This window comes from Fluviicoccus sp. (assembly GCF_030646115.1).
Taxonomy (GTDB): domain Bacteria; phylum Pseudomonadota; class Gammaproteobacteria; order Pseudomonadales; family Moraxellaceae; genus Fluviicoccus.
Genome location: NZ_JAUSMX010000027.1, coordinates 224,632 through 240,223, shown reverse-complemented (window position 1 = coordinate 240,223; position 15,592 = coordinate 224,632). Strand labels below are relative to the sequence as shown.

General features: G+C 59.7%; 13 protein-coding genes. 7 read left to right on the top strand and 6 right to left on the bottom strand.

Going from position 1 to position 15,592, the window contains the following annotated elements:
* Positions 1-26: 26 nt before the first annotated feature.
* Positions 27-1,277: a hypothetical protein gene (locus tag Q7T36_RS16870; protein WP_304851463.1), complete on the bottom strand. Its 1,251-nt coding sequence runs from the start codon at positions 1,275-1,277 to the stop codon at positions 27-29.
* 629 nt (positions 1,278-1,906) lie between these two features.
* On the opposite strand from Q7T36_RS16870, the gene Q7T36_RS16865 reads away from it, so the two are divergent.
* From Q7T36_RS16865 to Q7T36_RS16855, 3 genes are all read left to right on the top strand, one after another.
* Positions 1,907-3,502: a hypothetical protein gene (locus tag Q7T36_RS16865; RefSeq protein WP_304851460.1), complete on the top strand. Its 1,596-nt coding sequence runs from the start codon at positions 1,907-1,909 to the stop codon at positions 3,500-3,502.
* A gap of 169 nt (positions 3,503-3,671) precedes the next feature.
* Positions 3,672-3,938: an antitoxin gene (locus Q7T36_RS16860; RefSeq protein ID WP_304851457.1), complete on the top strand. Its 267-nt coding sequence runs from the start codon at positions 3,672-3,674 to the stop codon at positions 3,936-3,938.
* 5 nt (positions 3,939-3,943) lie between these two features.
* On the top strand, positions 3,944-4,351 hold the full coding sequence (locus Q7T36_RS16855) for a type II toxin-antitoxin system VapC family toxin (RefSeq protein ID WP_304851641.1): 408 nt from the start codon (positions 3,944-3,946) through the stop codon (positions 4,349-4,351).
* A gap of 27 nt (positions 4,352-4,378) precedes the next feature.
* On the opposite strand, the gene Q7T36_RS16850 is transcribed toward Q7T36_RS16855, so the two are convergent.
* Together Q7T36_RS16850 and Q7T36_RS16845 are read right to left on the bottom strand one after the other, a co-directional pair.
* Entirely contained in the window at positions 4,379-4,654 is a 276-nt protein-coding gene (locus tag Q7T36_RS16850; RefSeq protein WP_304851453.1) for a hypothetical protein, read from the bottom strand.
* Positions 4,655-4,690: 36 nt separating this feature from the next.
* Positions 4,691-7,072: a formylglycine-generating enzyme family protein gene (locus Q7T36_RS16845; RefSeq protein WP_304851450.1), complete on the bottom strand. Its 2,382-nt coding sequence runs from the start codon at positions 7,070-7,072 to the stop codon at positions 4,691-4,693.
* A gap of 262 nt (positions 7,073-7,334) precedes the next feature.
* Between Q7T36_RS16845 and Q7T36_RS16840 the strand changes: the two genes are divergently transcribed.
* Together Q7T36_RS16840 and Q7T36_RS16835 are read left to right on the top strand one after the other, a co-directional pair.
* Positions 7,335-7,559: a DUF433 domain-containing protein gene (locus Q7T36_RS16840; protein WP_304851447.1), complete on the top strand. Its 225-nt coding sequence runs from the start codon at positions 7,335-7,337 to the stop codon at positions 7,557-7,559.
* A gap of 40 nt (positions 7,560-7,599) precedes the next feature.
* A complete protein-coding gene (locus Q7T36_RS16835) occupies positions 7,600-9,972 on the top strand; it encodes a DEAD/DEAH box helicase family protein (protein WP_304851444.1) in 2,373 nt (790 codons plus the stop codon).
* A 22-nt stretch (positions 9,973-9,994) separates the two neighbouring features.
* Here the strand turns inward: Q7T36_RS16835 and Q7T36_RS18035 are convergent, their stop codons facing one another.
* From Q7T36_RS18035 to Q7T36_RS16825, 3 genes are read right to left on the bottom strand one after another with little or no spacing between them, the layout of a single operon-like run.
* Positions 9,995-10,405, bottom strand: coding sequence for a very short patch repair endonuclease (locus tag Q7T36_RS18035; RefSeq protein WP_370690145.1), 411 nt, complete (start codon positions 10,403-10,405; stop codon positions 9,995-9,997).
* A 5-nt stretch (positions 10,406-10,410) separates the two neighbouring features.
* A complete protein-coding gene (locus tag Q7T36_RS16830) occupies positions 10,411-11,340 on the bottom strand; it encodes a DUF4928 family protein (RefSeq protein WP_304851441.1) in 930 nt (309 codons plus the stop codon).
* Complete coding sequence (locus tag Q7T36_RS16825) at positions 11,333-12,478, bottom strand: DNA cytosine methyltransferase (RefSeq protein WP_304851438.1); 1,146 nt, start codon at positions 12,476-12,478, stop codon at positions 11,333-11,335. Before Q7T36_RS16825 ends, Q7T36_RS16830 begins: the two co-directional genes overlap by 8 nt.
* Before the next feature lie 289 nt (positions 12,479-12,767).
* Here Q7T36_RS16825 and Q7T36_RS16820 point away from each other — a divergent pair, with 289 nt between their 5' ends.
* Together Q7T36_RS16820 and Q7T36_RS16815 are read left to right on the top strand one after the other, a co-directional pair.
* Positions 12,768-14,015, top strand: coding sequence for a hypothetical protein (locus tag Q7T36_RS16820; protein WP_304851435.1), 1,248 nt, complete (start codon positions 12,768-12,770; stop codon positions 14,013-14,015).
* Positions 14,016-14,043: 28 nt separating this feature from the next.
* A complete protein-coding gene (locus tag Q7T36_RS16815; RefSeq protein ID WP_304851432.1) occupies positions 14,044-15,528 on the top strand; it encodes a hypothetical protein in 1,485 nt (494 codons plus the stop codon).
* Positions 15,529-15,592 lie beyond the last annotated feature (64 nt).

Below are 15,592 nucleotides of genomic sequence, written 5' to 3'. Positions count from 1 at the left end.
CGGGCTCCTCCGGTCAATCGTTGTCGTCAGAGGGTATCCAGCATGGCGTCGAAATCGGGGCTTGCCTTCGCGCGGCACTGACGGCTCTCGTCCTGGAATTGCTGCAGCTGACCGCCCAATGCCTTCAGGGTTCCGGTCAGGATATTCTTCGGCGCTTCCAGCATGGGGGCTTCGGATTCCATGGAGTAGCCATATACCGGCAGGCCGGTTTTCAACTGCAAGGCATTGATCAAGGGCAACAACGGCCGGTTTTCACAATGAAAATAGGTACCGGAACAATGGCAGTCCATGTTATCGCCGCTGAAGCTGATCAACCCCGGAAACTCCTTCGCCTCCACCGGGATCGTGCCGGGCGTTTCCAGACTGACACTGGTTCGGTGGGAATGAATGACTTTGGCAATCGGGGTATTGGCGGGGTTCTTGATCATCCAGTGTACCGGAGTCCCTGCGTCCAGCATCAGGATGAGCGGCGTGGGCGCCTTGTTCAGGACGACCGTGACTGAGGAGTCCTTTGCTGTGGACTCGTAAACGCCCGCCAGCAGAAGTTGGGGCGGATTAGCCGCAAATTCCGGCGGCAGGCTGCCCACGGACAGGGTGGCGGTTTGCTGGGACAGGAAAGCCAGGCCCTGGTTACTGTCTTCATAGGGGTCCGATGGCGAGGAATGCATGATGGGCAGGGAGACCGGGTGCCGGTTTTCCTCCTGCACCTCATCTTCGTTCACAATCGATACCGCCAATTCGGTGGTATGCCAATTGTTGAAGAAGCGGGCTTCAACCAGATGGTCACCCTGGGAAAAATGGTAGGGGAATTCCGCCTTGTCATCCCCCTCGTACACCACCACCCCGTCCACCGTAATGCGGACTATGCCCTGCGAAATATCCACCTTGAAATACTTGAGGCTGTCCTGGTCGAAACTCGCTTTCCCGGCCCAGTATGCCCCGAAATCCTCGGACGGGGTCTCATGCAGGTCATGCCACGAATAACTGATTCCAATCTTGGGCGTTCTTGTCTTGTCCAGCACCTTCCCCAAGCGAGTATCAAAATAGACCGCATTGAATTCGCCTATTGGCGCGCTGGCCTTGGCGGTCACCATTGCTGCAGCGAAACGGTTATTGATCTCGGACCGGTCAGTACCGGCCGTGGATTGCGGCTGGTCCATGATGGCCGTGACCATCTTGTCCACATTGCGGATCGCCGCCTCGTTGTCCTGTATGGCAACCTTGGCTGCCTGAACTTTTTGCTCCTTCTGCCGGTTATCCGCCTGATAGTAGGCCACGGTGCCCACGATTCCGCCGACGGCGAGCCCTAACAGAAGGTTTCTGGTCGATTCCTGCATGGTATGTTGATTCCTGTACAAACAGCATCCTGCCGCCAGCCGCGAAACCGGCATATCACGGATGAATGCTCATTTGGCGGGGCCGGCCGCCCCTTTATTTTCATTCGTGCATCATTGGGAATGCACAACTCCGATCTTCAGCGCCGCCTCCCGCTTCTTCACCTGCGGATCATCGTCACGGATCACCACTGTACTCAGCCAATGCGGAACATACCGGCAGATACACCAGCTATACGGCAAAATGCCGCCGCCAGACACGCGCAGAAACACAGGACAGGGAAAATCGGAACATCCGCGAAAACACTCCATGTAAAGCCCGGCAACAAGCCAATCCAGTCAGGGGACAGCATCGGACAAAGCCCGAGCATTACCCATTTGTAGAAGAAGAAAAGACAACTGTAAAGTAGGGGAAACCCTAAATGCACACTGACGGCAAATCACGCGCGAGAACGTGACGCACCTCACACAACAACCGCCAATTTCCATCTCAACACCCCGGCTTGACAGTATTACGCCCCCTGTCTACCCTTTGTTCTGGACGTAATTCAACCAACACGGAAGTTGAGAACATGAAAACACGGCAACTGCTTGTGCTTATCCCCATGGCTGTCGGACTCACCGCCTGCCAAACCCACCCCACCCCCCCCAAATCCTTCACCCTCGGCAACGTTCAGGCAGAAGCACTGGGAGCCCAGCACCGGGTGGTCTATTCCATCCCCAAATACCGTCTGGGCAACCAAACAACCGGCACGCAGAACAACACGTTCACCGAAAGCTACAGCGCATTCTGTGCCGAACCCAGCCCCGACGCCATGAATGCCCTCGCCTCCAGCCTGGGACTCAACCTGCAGGCTGAAGACAAACTGAAACTGGGCATGTCCGTCGCCCAGAACATCAGCGCCACCAATATCGGCCTGCGCACCGCCGCCATCCAGACCCTGCGGGACATCACCTACCGCAACTGCGAAGGCTTCGCCAACGGCGGTATTTCCCCCATCGGCCTGGAAACCCTGCAACGCCGATTCCAGAGCACCATGGTCTCCATCCTGGCCATTGAACAACTGACCGGAGCCGTAACCCCGCCCACCGTAGCGCTGACAGGCAAGGCCGAGGCCATGGACACCGCCGATTACGCCACCCTGGCAAGCCTTGTGGACAAGAAGGAAACCGAAGTCACCGCCTTGAAGGCCGCACGGGACAAGGCCAATACCGATTACGAAGATGAAAAAAAGAAGGACAACAACAAGGACAAAACCGACAGCGCCGAGAAAGCACTGAAACAAGCGCAGGAAAAGCTGGACACGGGGCAAGCCGAACTGGACTCGTTGAAAACAGCCATGACCAAGCTAACGCCTTCCTCCCATGCCACCAGCCAGGCGCTGGCGGCTAATATCGGCAACGGCGGCGGCTCACGGGTGTCCGACGCCACCATGGAGAAGCTGGCGGCCACAGTACAGCAGATCACGAAGGATACCTTGGTGCTGGGTTTTGGGCGTGAGCTCTGTACGTCCATACTCGGGCGCAGTGTTGATCAACTCGACCAGAATGCAGTTATGGGATTGGAACACCAGATAAACCAATTATCGGCCGTCAGCAAGCTGACCGAAAAAGAAACAGCACGACTCAAGAAGGAAAAGGGTGATGGTTACAAGACCGAGGAAGATACCCTCATAAAGCTGCTCAAGGGGCGGCATGACAGTCTCCAAACACAAATCCTGAATGGAACTGGATTCATCAATCCTGTCACGCTCACCTGCATCGACCTGCTCAAGGAAGACATTTCAACCGCTCAAGCCAATGTTAACAACGCCAACTTGTATGCCACAAAATACTGGGAAACGATGAATAGCCTTGTCTCGAAACTTGGCAACAAAATGAGCTCCCAGGAGTTCGCCATTGCTCTATCTGCACTCAACGGAGCGAAACCCCCGGCCCCAGAAACGCCTGCATTCACTGAAACATCAACAGCTGCCGATAAAGAAGCCAAGGGCAAGAAGAAGGCAGGAGGCAAGAAAAAGCCTGCAACGGAGACAACACCACTTCCTGCAACGGCAAAACCCATCGCTGCGCCCGATGCGACGAAGACCAATGATGGCACGAACGGCAACGGGCCAAAACCACAACCCGTTCTGGAACCCTTAACCAAGAAACCTGTTGTACGTTGAATTCATCCACACACAACATCATCCCGGGCGGATAAATGCACGGGATGATGTTTAAAACGCTGGACTAACTGACAGCAGAACCATCAACAGCTTTAAACCCACACAGGCTTGCCTCCCCGCCCCCATGCGCCTAAAATACACACATTCCCGTATGTACAATGAGGTCGCCATGACCACCCTTACCAGCCGCGTCTTCATGAATGGCAACAGCCAGGCCGTGCGCATCCCGCAGGAATTCCGTCTGGACAGCCGCAACGTCCAAATCACCCGCACCGAAAACGGCGACCTCCTCATCCACCCCGTCCCCGAACAACGGGGCACCGCCATTCTCAACGCCCTGCAAGGCCTGCGCGATGCCCTTGGCGATGACCTGCTGGACGAACTGGAACACGAACTGCGCCACCAGGATCCACCCCAGGAACGGGAGCCCCTGTGAACTACATGCTCGACACCAACATCCTGATCTACCTGATCCGGAACAACCCCGCCAGCGTCGCGGAACACATCAACACCCTGCCCGAGGACAGCCGGTTGTGCATGTCCTTCGTCAGTTGGGCCGAACTGCTGAAGGGCGCCGAACGCAGCACCCGCAAGGCCGATGTATTACGGCAGATGGAAGTGTTGGCGCGCGAAATTCCAGTGACCTATCCCTCCGGTCCGGCGATCTGTGCAGAATACGCCCGGCATGCCACCCGCCTGAAAACCGCCGGAACCCCCATTGGCGGCAACGACCTGTGGATTGCCTGTCATGCACTGGCGGAAAAGGCGGTGCTGGTGACCAACAATGTGCGGGAGTTTGAACGGATTGAGGGATTGCAGGTGGAGAATTGGGCCATTTCGACGGTGTGACATGCCCATCCCCGGCGGCGGATCCCCTCACCCCGCATCCTCAAACAGCCAGTTCGGGCTGTCATCAATCCAGATATCCGGAAACACCCCCCGCCCGTTCAGAAACGGCAACTTGGCCTGGCGCGAAGAGCAGATCACCTCCACCAGACCTTGCAGCTTCAGGCACATATCCAGGGTTTCATGCTCGTAGCGCATGGTGACGCAGATGACGGTATGGCCGCGCGACTGCGCACGCTTGACGAAATCCAGCCACAGCACCGGGTCGGCGGTGTAGGTGCCGTCGTAATCAAGGGCAATCAGCATTTACCATCCTCCCTGTAAGCTCTCTGGGTCATTGATTTATTCCTTCCGCCACCACCGCTCCCCATCCGTCGCCGCTTCATCCGCCCAGCGCAGCGTCGCCATCATGGTCCGCATACCGGGAATCACCGCCTTCTCCCCCCGGGGCCAGCACGAAATATGCAAACCCCGCCCCCCGGCAATCCAGCGCTCGCCGCTGCCGCCGTCAGCCGCCAGCACCGTCACCCCGCCATCAATCACCCGGTACTCCGTGCCCGGCGGCAGCGCCGCCAGCTTGGCGTCAATCTGCGCCTGCGTTAACGGCGGCGTGTCATAAACCGCACATTCCGGCAGACTCTGTTCGCTGATTTTCCCCACCTTCATCAACAAATCCCGGTAACCGGCCCAGTCAGCGCCGGGTACCACCAGGCTGAAACCGCGTGTTTCAAGCGCTTCGGCCGGGATGTTCGATTTGGATCGCGACCACTTGAACAGCAGCAGATCGCCCTTGAACGTCAACCGCTTCCACCCTTCCGCCACATCCGGACTGATATCGGGCAGGCTGTCCAGTGCAACGCCCGCCACCCCGGCGGTGGACTCCCCTTTCCAGCGCAGGGTGGACAGGATGGCCTCCGTTTCCAGCGGGTCGCCGCCCGGTTCGCAATAGCCCGCCAGGGTGGGTTTGCCCGGGGTATGGCGGATATGGAACACATACGGGGTGTTCAGCCAGTTCATGGTGCCCGACCAGGTGTTGGCGCCATCAATCACCTTGCCCGGTTTCGACACGAAGGTATAGCCGTTGCCGTGAATCCGGTAAAAAGCCTGGTTACTGGCCAGCGTGAAGTAGGGATCACCGGGCCCGCCGCCAAAGTAGTTGGCCAGCATGAAGATCCGGCAATCCAGGCGCGCACCTTTGATGATGACCGTTGGAGTCTTCCAGGCATGCTGCTTTGGGGGTAGTTCAAAGCGGTCAGTCTTCGGCAGCTCCATGCTGAAGGCTTCGAACTCCGGCATCAACTCGGGAGCCGCCACGCGCGGATAGTGTTTGGCCGCCCGGGGGCCGCGACGCACCACCCGCAACCCGACGCCCGGATGGCGGATGTCCTTGGCCCCTTCCACGCTGCCGGAAAGTCTCAGGGGCTCCTCAATGCCGAAGCCCGAGCCCTTGACCGGAGCGGTGTCACAGGTGGCGGGATCACCGCGAACCTTGCCGTCGCCGGTGACATTGTCATAGTTCGGGAAATAACAGCCCTGCACCCATTCCGCCACATTGCCCAGCATGTCGACGGTGCCGTTCTTGTCCTTGCCGAAATAGCCGACCGGCGAGGTTTTCAGCCAGATGTCCTTCCCGGTCTTGCCGGAATAGTTCCAGCCGTTCCCCTCGCCCGAATTCTTCTCGCCCATGCCCCCGCCCGCGAATTCCCACTCCATTTCGGATGGAATGTCGTAAGGCTGGCCGGTGACCCTGGTCAGCCAGGCGGCGTAGTCCAGCGCCTCCTGATAGGTGACGCGGGTGACCGGGTGCTGGTCGGTCGCCAGCCCCGGCGCTTCGTCGTCCAGCGGCGCGGAGGGGCAAGCGCCGTCATCCACGCAGGCGCGCCATTGGCCGCGCGTCACTTCGCTGACGCCGATGGCCAGGGCATGACGCAGCGTCACGGGCACCGGATGTCGCTGATAACCGGTGTTTTGCTGGTCGTCAGGCACCACCACCATCTCCGGGCAGAAGGCGCAGTCGCGGAACGCGCCGCCCGGTTCCGGCAACACCGCCGCCGGGTTGGCTGCAACCGGGGTGTTCTTCAGCACGCGGGCGGCCTGTTTGGCTTCCAGCTTTTGCAGCAGTTTGACCGCCTTGTCGTAATACGGACTACCGGGATGGATAGAGGCAATGAACTGGCGGACCGCCACCGGCTCCTCCGGCGCGCCCCAGCCGTTCAGGGCTTTCCAGACGTCCTCGGTCACTTCCAGTTTCTCGAACAGGCCCGACAGGTAGGCGGAGTTTGCCTGCGCTGCCAGCCGGTCCTGCTGCTGTTCTTCGACGGTGCGTTGGGGCGTGCAATAGGCGGTATGCGCCGACTGGATCTCGCGGCTGTAAGCCAGCGACTCGGTGGAAATCTCCAGCATGTTGCGCCGCACTTCCTCCGGCAGCGAGAAATTGCGCCAGAGACTGCGGGAGTCGGCGGCGACCGAACGGAACAGGCTTTCGGCGCTTTGCATGTCCGCGCAGGCATTGCCTGCCGGCAGGCGCTCCAAACCGGCATCGGCGCGGCGCAGGAAGTCGATGGCGGCGTGGTAGTCGGCGCGGATGGCTTCAATGGGGGCAGCACCGCCCTGCTGGGCGGTGCTGAACATCTGCTCGGCCCGGGCGGCGGACGGCAACAGCAGCCACAGCGCCAACAAGCTCGCACTCAGGCGATAACCGCGTCCCCGTCTGGAATGTCCCATGTTCGTGTCTCCCCTTGCGTAATCGACCGGAGTATAAAACGGTTTGCGGCCGGGGATGATGCGGGATTGGCTCCGGAATCTGGTGCTGCTGTTGGCGGAGTCCGACCCGGCGCAGGCTGAAGGAAAAAAAAGGGGGGTGCAGCGATGAGGGATCGGGTCATGGAATGAGATGATAAAGAGCTGACTCGGGAATTGGGGCGAAGCCCATTGAGCCTTGGCGGAATCGGGGCGATACTCTCCCGACATTGAGTGGTATTTCATCATGATCGAACGCATTACGATTGACCCGGCGGTTTGCCACGGCAAGCCCTGTATCCGAGGGTTACGCTATCCGGTGGAGACGGTGCTGGAATGGCTGGCCAGCGGGATGTCAGCTGACGAGATTCTGGCCGATTACGAAGACCTGGAGCACGCTGATATTCTGGCGGTGCTGGCCTATGCGGCACGGCTGTCACATGTAAACCGCATGGAGTTGCTGGTGGCATGAAACTGCTGGTGGTGCATGGTTAAGATGGATGGCGAGCACCATGGTAGCCCCCCCGATCAGTACTGAAGGCAACACCGCCTCTGAAGCCGAGACTGACGAATTGCATCGTTTGCAATCCGAAAACGCCCGCCTCACTGCCCTGCTGGAAGCCCACGGCATCGAATGGCGCTTACCAGTTCCGGCTCCCCCCTCTCCGTTGCAACTTTCACCCCAGGACAAGATCGCCCTGTTCCGCCGTCTGTTCAACGGCCGTACCGATACCTATCCCATTCGCTGGGAAAGCCAGTCCACGGGCAAGTCCGGCTACGCCCCGGCCTGCGGCAACGAATGGCGCTCCGGTGTTTGCGAGAAGCCCCGCATCAAATGCGGCGACTGCAATCATCGCCAACTGAAACCCCTCACCGATGCCGTGATCTACGACCATCTGGCAGGCAAACACACCATCGGCGTCTATCCGCTGCTTGACGATGACCGTTGTTATTTTCTGGCCGTGGATTTTGACGAAGCGGATTGGCGGGAGGATGCACGGGCCTTTGTGGAAAGCTGTGAGTCCTTGAACGTGCCCTGCGCGCTGGAAATCTCCCGATCCGGCCAGGGCGCTCACGTCTGGATCTTCTTTTCCGACAAGGTCCCGGCGCGGGAGGCGCGGCGGCTGGGAACCGCGCTGATCAGTCACACCTGCGAACGCACCCGCCAGCTCACCCTGACCTCCTATGACCGCCTGTTTCCCAATCAGGATACGATGCCCAAGGGCGGCTTTGGCAACCTGATCGCCCTGCCCTTGCAGAAGAAACCGCGTGATCACGGCTACAGTGTCTTTGTTGACCGCCAACTTCAGCCATACGCCGACCAATGGGCCTTTCTGGCTTCGATCCGGCCCATGTCCCTGTTGGCGCTGGAAATAACTGTTCTGAAAACCACCGGGAACCGACACCCGCTGGATGTCACATTTGTGGCTGATGAAGACCTAGCGACTCCGTGGAAACGCGCCGCCGAACCCGTTGGCAAACTCACGATCGAACTCCCGGCAACGCTGACGGCAACACTGGCAAACATGATTTATTTTGATAAAACGCAGTTGCCGCAGCCACTGGCCAACCGGTTGATTCGCTTGGCCGCCTTCCAGAATCCGGAGTTTTACAAAGCCCAAGCCCTGCGGCTGTCGGTCTGGGACAAACCGCGCGTCATAGGCTGCGCCGAGAACTTCCCCCGTCACATCGCACTGCCTCGCGGCTGTCTGGATGCTGTCCAAACGCTGATGAAATCCCAAGGCATCCGGTTGGATATCCAGGACGAGCGATGCCGGGGGGAGCCGCTGAACATCACATTTAACGGCACATTACGCCTGGATCAGGAAGCGGCGGTCGCGGCGATGCTGCATGAGGACTTCGGCATCCTGTGCGCACCCACCGCTTTCGGCAAAACCGTAACCGCCGCCGCCCTGATTGCCGAGCGAAAAGTGAACACCCTGATTCTGGTTCACCGTTCTGAATTGCTGAAGCAATGGCAGGAACGCTTGCAGGCTTTTCTGGGCGCGGGCAAGGAGGTGATCGGCACCATTGGCGGCGGCAAGAGCAAACCCACTGGCAACATTGATATTGCACTGATGCAGTCCATCTCGCGTCAGGGTGAAGTCAGCGCCCTGGTGGACAATTATGGCCATGTCATTGTGGATGAGTGCCATCACATCGGGGCGGCGTCGTTTGACGCCATTCTGAAACGGATCAAGGCCAAATACGTGTTGGGGCTGACGGCCACCCCGATCCGGCGGGACGGGCTGCAACCAATTATCTTCATGCAGTGCGGGCCGATTCGCTACACGGCAGCCAAACCCATGGGCGCGCCACACGATCTGGAAGTGGCTCCCCGGTTTATCACCTCATCGGTCCCGCTCCCGGCAGACGACGGTATTCAGGACATTTTCCGCTTGCTGGCGTCCGATCCGCAAAGAACCGAAACGCTGGTGGCGGAAATCGTGAATGCTTATGAACTAGGGCGAAAGGTGCTGGTGTTGACCGAGCGCACCGATCATCTGGCGGCGATCCAGGGTGCGCTGGAAAGCCGGATACCAGAACTGTTTGTCCTGCATGGCCGCATACCCAGGAAGCAGCGGCAAATCATCATGGATAAGTTGCACGGCCTCGCGCCAGATACTCCGCATGTGCTGCTGGCGACGGGGAAACTGGTCGGCGAGGGTTTCGACCATCCGGCGCTGGATACGCTGATTCTGGCCATGCCGGTTTCGTGGCGGGGAACCTTGCAGCAGTATGCGGGGCGTTTGCACCGGGAATGCGCCACCAAGACGAATGTGCGGATTGTGGATTTGGTTGATCAGGATCATCCGGCATTGCTGAGAATGTGGGAGAAACGGCGGCGGGGATATGCAGCGATGGGGTATAGGATCATGGAGTGAGATGAAAGAGCCCGACTCGGATTTACTTCCCCAAGAACTGCATGAGCCTCTCTTGTAACGGGCTCATATCCCTCAACTGACATTCCCAAACCACCAACCACCGCCAGTCTTGCTCGCCTAACTTCCGGCAATTTTCCGCATCCCTCGCCACATTCCCGGCCACCTTCGCCCGCCAATACTCAGTATTCGTCGCCGGTACCCGCGCCCCGCGCTTGCAATCATGCCCATGCCAAAAACACCCATGAACAAAAATCACCTTCCGCCGACCCCGGAAAACCAGATCCGGCCTCCCCGGCAAATCCTTGACGTGCAAGCGATACCGGAAACCCAGCCCCCACACCAGCCTACGTACCTTCATTTCCGCACCGGTATCGCGACTCTTCACCCGCCGCATGATCGACGACCGCTTTTCCGGCGCGAAGGTATCGGTCATTGCTGCTACCCCAAATCAATCCTCAGACTGGGGTCGGTCTCATGCTCCTCCACAATCTGGTTATAAACTTCCACCAGCTTCTGCAAGGTCTCCCGCCGGGCCGCCGTCCTGAACAGGCTCAGCTCATGCAGGTTGGCCGCCAGAAACTGCTCCGCATCCATGATGTCGATGCGATTTTCCAGATCAAGATTCGCCGCAAGCCCTTTGGCAACCGCCACATTGTTCGCCAGCGTCAAAATAATCGGCTTCGCTCCAGCCTCAATGTTGTCCAGGCATTTACGCACCACCGCCTCACCAGGCGAGGTCGTAATGTGGATGATCGTATTATCAATCACGAAATCACCGGACCGACCGCTCACCTGATCGGCCACCGACGCACCATGATGCTCAATCGTCAGTTCGGGCATCGCCAACACCAGCTTGGCCCCCACCAGATGCTGCAACATGGCTCCCTGATACATCGTTCCGGTGGCTTCCTGCTGCCGCTTCTTCGCCTGCGCCAGCAAATCCTGAATGATTGCCTGCATACTCTTGGCAGGGTCAAACTTCAAACGGAAAGGCTTGGCCGAAAAATGCTCTTTAACCCGTTCAATCCACCAGCCTTCAACCGCCGCCATATCGGCCAACCCGTCAGCATGCAAGGCGTTCAGGCAGGTAACATAGTCCTTCATTACTCCCATGCTGCCACGGCTGGTGCGACCGCCTTCTTCGGCCAGTACAAGGGTGATGCCGTAATCGTTCAGCACCTTCTGCACTGCGCCTTTACCCAGCCCCAGCACCTGACCGGAGCCTTCCGTCACCAGTTGCACTGCTTCCAGCGGTAAGCCCTTTTCCTTGGCTAATCGGGTGATATGGATGACAACCGCCAAGGCTCCCTTGCCCCGGATTTTCTTATGATGACTGAAGGCTTGCAGTCTGGATTGCAGGTCATCCACGGCTCGACGCCTCCACCAGCGGCTTCAGCAAATGCTGCGCCAGCCAACCGGCCACAGGGGCCGCCACCGCATCTCCCATGGCCTTGTAGCCATCGTTATAAGAGCCGGGAATTCGATAAGTGTCGGGGGCGCCCATCAGCCGGGCCGCCTCGCGCACAGTCAGCAATCGACTGCGCAAAACGCCATTCTGCTTGATCACGATCACCTGACGGCTGCTGCCGCCTTCCGGCGTGCGCAGGCAGCCGGACAGCCCGTCAAAACGCAACTCCAGCACCTGCTTGCCGTTGCGCGTGCGCTTGTAACCCGGCGCTACGAAGCGGACATTGTCTCCCATGGCGTCCAGTCGTTCACGATGCTTGGGCGAAATCAGCGCCAGCGTGCGGGCTTCAGTGTCCGGAGCATGGAAGGGAGCATCCCACTCAATCACATCATCCAGCGATAACGGACTGGCGACGGGTTCAGGCACATTCCACCACACCCAATCGTTCAGCCCTTCAGATACCTTGCGGACAGCGCCGGTATGCAACCAGTTCGGCTGGGTGCCGGTCAGTTCGGCGGGAATGGCGACGCGCTTATCCACGGCAATCACGAATACACGCGGGCGCGATTGCGGCGCCCAATGGCGGGCGTCCATCAACACCGCACCCACCTGATAACCACGCTCACGCAAAGACTCATGCAAAGCCCGGTAGTGGGCGCCGTTGGCGGAGGACACCAGCCCGGCGACATTTTCCGCCACCAGCACCGGCGGCCGTTGCGGCATTTCATCCATCACCCGCAACCACTCCCAAACCAGCCCGCTACGCGAGGCGTGAATGCCGCCGGTGAGACCGGCCAGCGAGAGATCCTGACAAGGAAAGGAGGCCCAGGCCATGGGAGTGGCGGGTAACTGTCGTCCCTTGACATCGGTAATGGAACCCAACTTGAAATGACCGACGCCGTGATTGGCGTGGTAGACGATGGCTTTTTTGGCGCAGATGTCATTCGCCCACACCGGTCGGAAGTTGTCCTTCATGCCCTGCGCGACAAGACCACTCCCGGCAAAAAACTCCAGAAAGGGAATTTTTCCGATGCTTCCGACGGCATCCGGGGCAGCGGGAGCAACATAATAATCAGGCGATTCGAGTTCGAATTCCATCGGGGCGGTCCGCCATCATCCGGGTGGGAAATTTCCGCCATTATAGGGCACGAGTACCGCCTGTGAACCACGAAGAATCGTCAGAGCGACGGCTGGTGACGCCGGGATTCAGTATGGACAACGCCATGAATACACCCGCCATCCTGCACCCCACCCCCAGCCTTTCATTTCGCATCAGCCTAAGGCAATATCCCCTCATATTACCGGGGCTCCTGAACAGCCGGCCCCGCAAACCAACGGAAAGGGAGGGCGCACGTTGTTGTCACAGACCGAGAAAATCCGACTTCGTATGCTGGAACAACTGCTTGAGGACGATGCCCCTGCCGTCAGGCATGCGCTGGCCCTCAACCCGCATCTTCCCGAAGCACTCCGGAAACGTCTTGCCGGGGATGAAGAAGCGGCGGAATTTGACCCGTATGCGTGCATAGAAGAACCTTCCGAGGAGCTGGAGGGTTACATGCACACCATGTACAAGACCGCTCTGGCCGAGGCTCCGGAAACTCCCTTAACCGCCCTCCTGCGCCTGACGAAAGATGAGGATGGCTATATTGCGGGCCTGGCCGTCCGCCATCCGCATATGCCGGATCACCTGCTGGCCGACTTTGCCCGAGACCCAAAACTGGCCATCGGCGTGGTGGAACACCCCCGCTGCCCCGTCGCCCTGCTGGAAAAGTTCAGCAGGCACAGTGATGCCCTCTTGCGGGGGTACGTCGCCAAACAACCCGCCACCCCCGTGCCGGTGCTGGAGCAACTGGCGACCAACTACGAGTCGTGGGTTCGCGACGATGTTGCCAAAAATCTCCGGACACCTGCCGCTGTTTTGATGCGGCTGGCCCGCGATCCTGAAGAAAATGTGAGAAAAGCCGTCGGGGCGAACCCCGCATTGCCCGCCGAAGCCCTCTCCTTGCTCGCTGCTGATCCGGAAGAAGAAGTCCGGATCGCCGTGGCCGGAAACCCTTCAACACCATTGGTCGCGCTGATAGCCCTGACCCGGAAATCCAACCCCCGGCGCATCCGGTCCGCCGCGATGGCGAATCCGTCGATACCTCAGACATGGCTGGCGCAATGGGTGCGGGAAGCCGGCAGCGAAGATGAAGCACCCGTCGGGGTAGCCGCCAACCCGGCTGCGCCGCCGGAGCTGCTGCTGACGCTGGCTGTACGGCATGCGGAGGACTACTCCGGCATCGCCTACGCGCTGGCGGAAAATCCGGCATCAACAGCGGCGGTCTTGTCTATCCTGGTGACGGACCAGAATGAGGTCACCCGGACCTGCATCGCCAAGCACCCTAATGTCACCGGAGAAAGTCTGGCCCATCTGGCTGCGGATGCCGAAGAAGAAGTCCGCCAGGCGGTGGCCGCTCATCCCCACACCCTGCCGGATACCTTGAAGGTACTGGCTTCGGACGACGATGCGCGGACCCGCTGGCTGGTTGCCGCCCATCCCGGAACGCCGGTGGAAGCCCAAATGATCCTGGCAGAAGACGATAACGAAGTAGTGCGCGCGAACCTGGCCCAACATCTGCGTCCGGCCCCATGAACAACAGGCATGACGGTGAGACCTGCAAATGAACCTGTTCACCTCCAACGATGCAAGCTCCAACGACTCCGCTTTGTTGAAGGCGGTATTCCTTCAACTGGCGCGGGACCCCTACCCCGCCGTGCGCGCCATCACCGCCCAACACCCGCTGGCCCCGGCGGAGGCGCTGGCGCTGCTGGCCCGGGATGAGTATTACGATATCGTGGCGAGCGTGGCGCAACACACCGGGACTTCCATCCAGCTACTGGAATGTCTGGCGAATCATCCTGACCACGAGGTTCGCCGGGCGGTGGCCGGCAACCACAAAGCCACCGAAGACCTGTTGGGCTGGCTGGCCAAAGACACCGATCATGAGGTTCGACAGGCCGTTGCCGGCCATCCCGAAGCACCTTCCGCCCTGCTGTGGCGTCTGGCCGGCGACAGCGTGGCCAGTGTCAGGTCTGCCGTGGCGCTCAACCCCCGCTGCCCAACCAATATGATGGCTGAACTGGTCGGGGATGACGAAGACTGTGTGCGCTGGTCACTGGCGCAAAACAAATCCGCGCCCGCCACGCTGCTGCGGGCGCTGGCGGCAGACGAACACGGCTGGGTGCGCGGCCATGCCGCCGAGAACGCCGCCTGCCCGGAGGAATGTCTGGACGAGCTGGCGGAAGACGACGTGATGTGGGTCCGGCGGGATGTCGCGGCCTGTCAGTACTCGCCGGTGCGGCTGTTGAGACTACTGGCGCGGGATGCGGAAGCCAAGGTGCGCGAGGCGGTGGCTGAAAATCCGAATACCCCGCCTGACCTGCTGGAAAGGCTGGCGGAAGATGACGATGACGAAGTACGCGCCACTATCGCCATGCATCCCCACGCCCCGGAGGAGGCCCTGACCCGGCTGGCCGGCGATCATTGCGAAGGCATCCGTCACCATGTCGCCGGGCATGACCGGACACCGGTACACGTTCTGGAAGCGCTTTGCCACGATGACGATGAGGATGTGCGCAAGCAAGCGATGCAAAATGGCCGAGTGCCCTTGAAGGTGCTGTTGCGGCTGTCAGCAAACGCCGATGAAGCAGGCCGGATCCTCATCGCATCCGGCCTGGTCAACCGGCCGGATTTGCCCGAAGACACCATACAGGCATTGGCCGAACACCCGGAGCCTTTGATCCGGTGCTGGCTGGCCCAAAACCCCTTCCTGACCCCGGCGCTGATTGAACAACTGGCCCGGGATGCCAACCCCGATGTGCGGGAAATCCTGGCCCTCCTCAGGGAGAACATTTCACCGGACATTCTTTCCCGCTTGGCAAATGACCCTTCGGACTCTGTCAGGCACTTTGTGACGGCGAATCCGCTGACACCGGCAGCCACCCTGATGCAATTGATGGAGGATAAGAACGAAACTGATCGCGGTAAATGGCTGGCCATGAATCCGGCGCTACCCCCCGCCATCGCCCTTCAGCTGCTGGCGGAAGGGGATGATGAAATCCGGCTGGAACTGGCCAAAACCCTGCGCCGTTTCGACCAGGAGTAAGGAAGGCGGTCAGCATGCAACCGGGAGGGGTGATCAGGCAACCGCGCTGACGCCCCATCGAAGG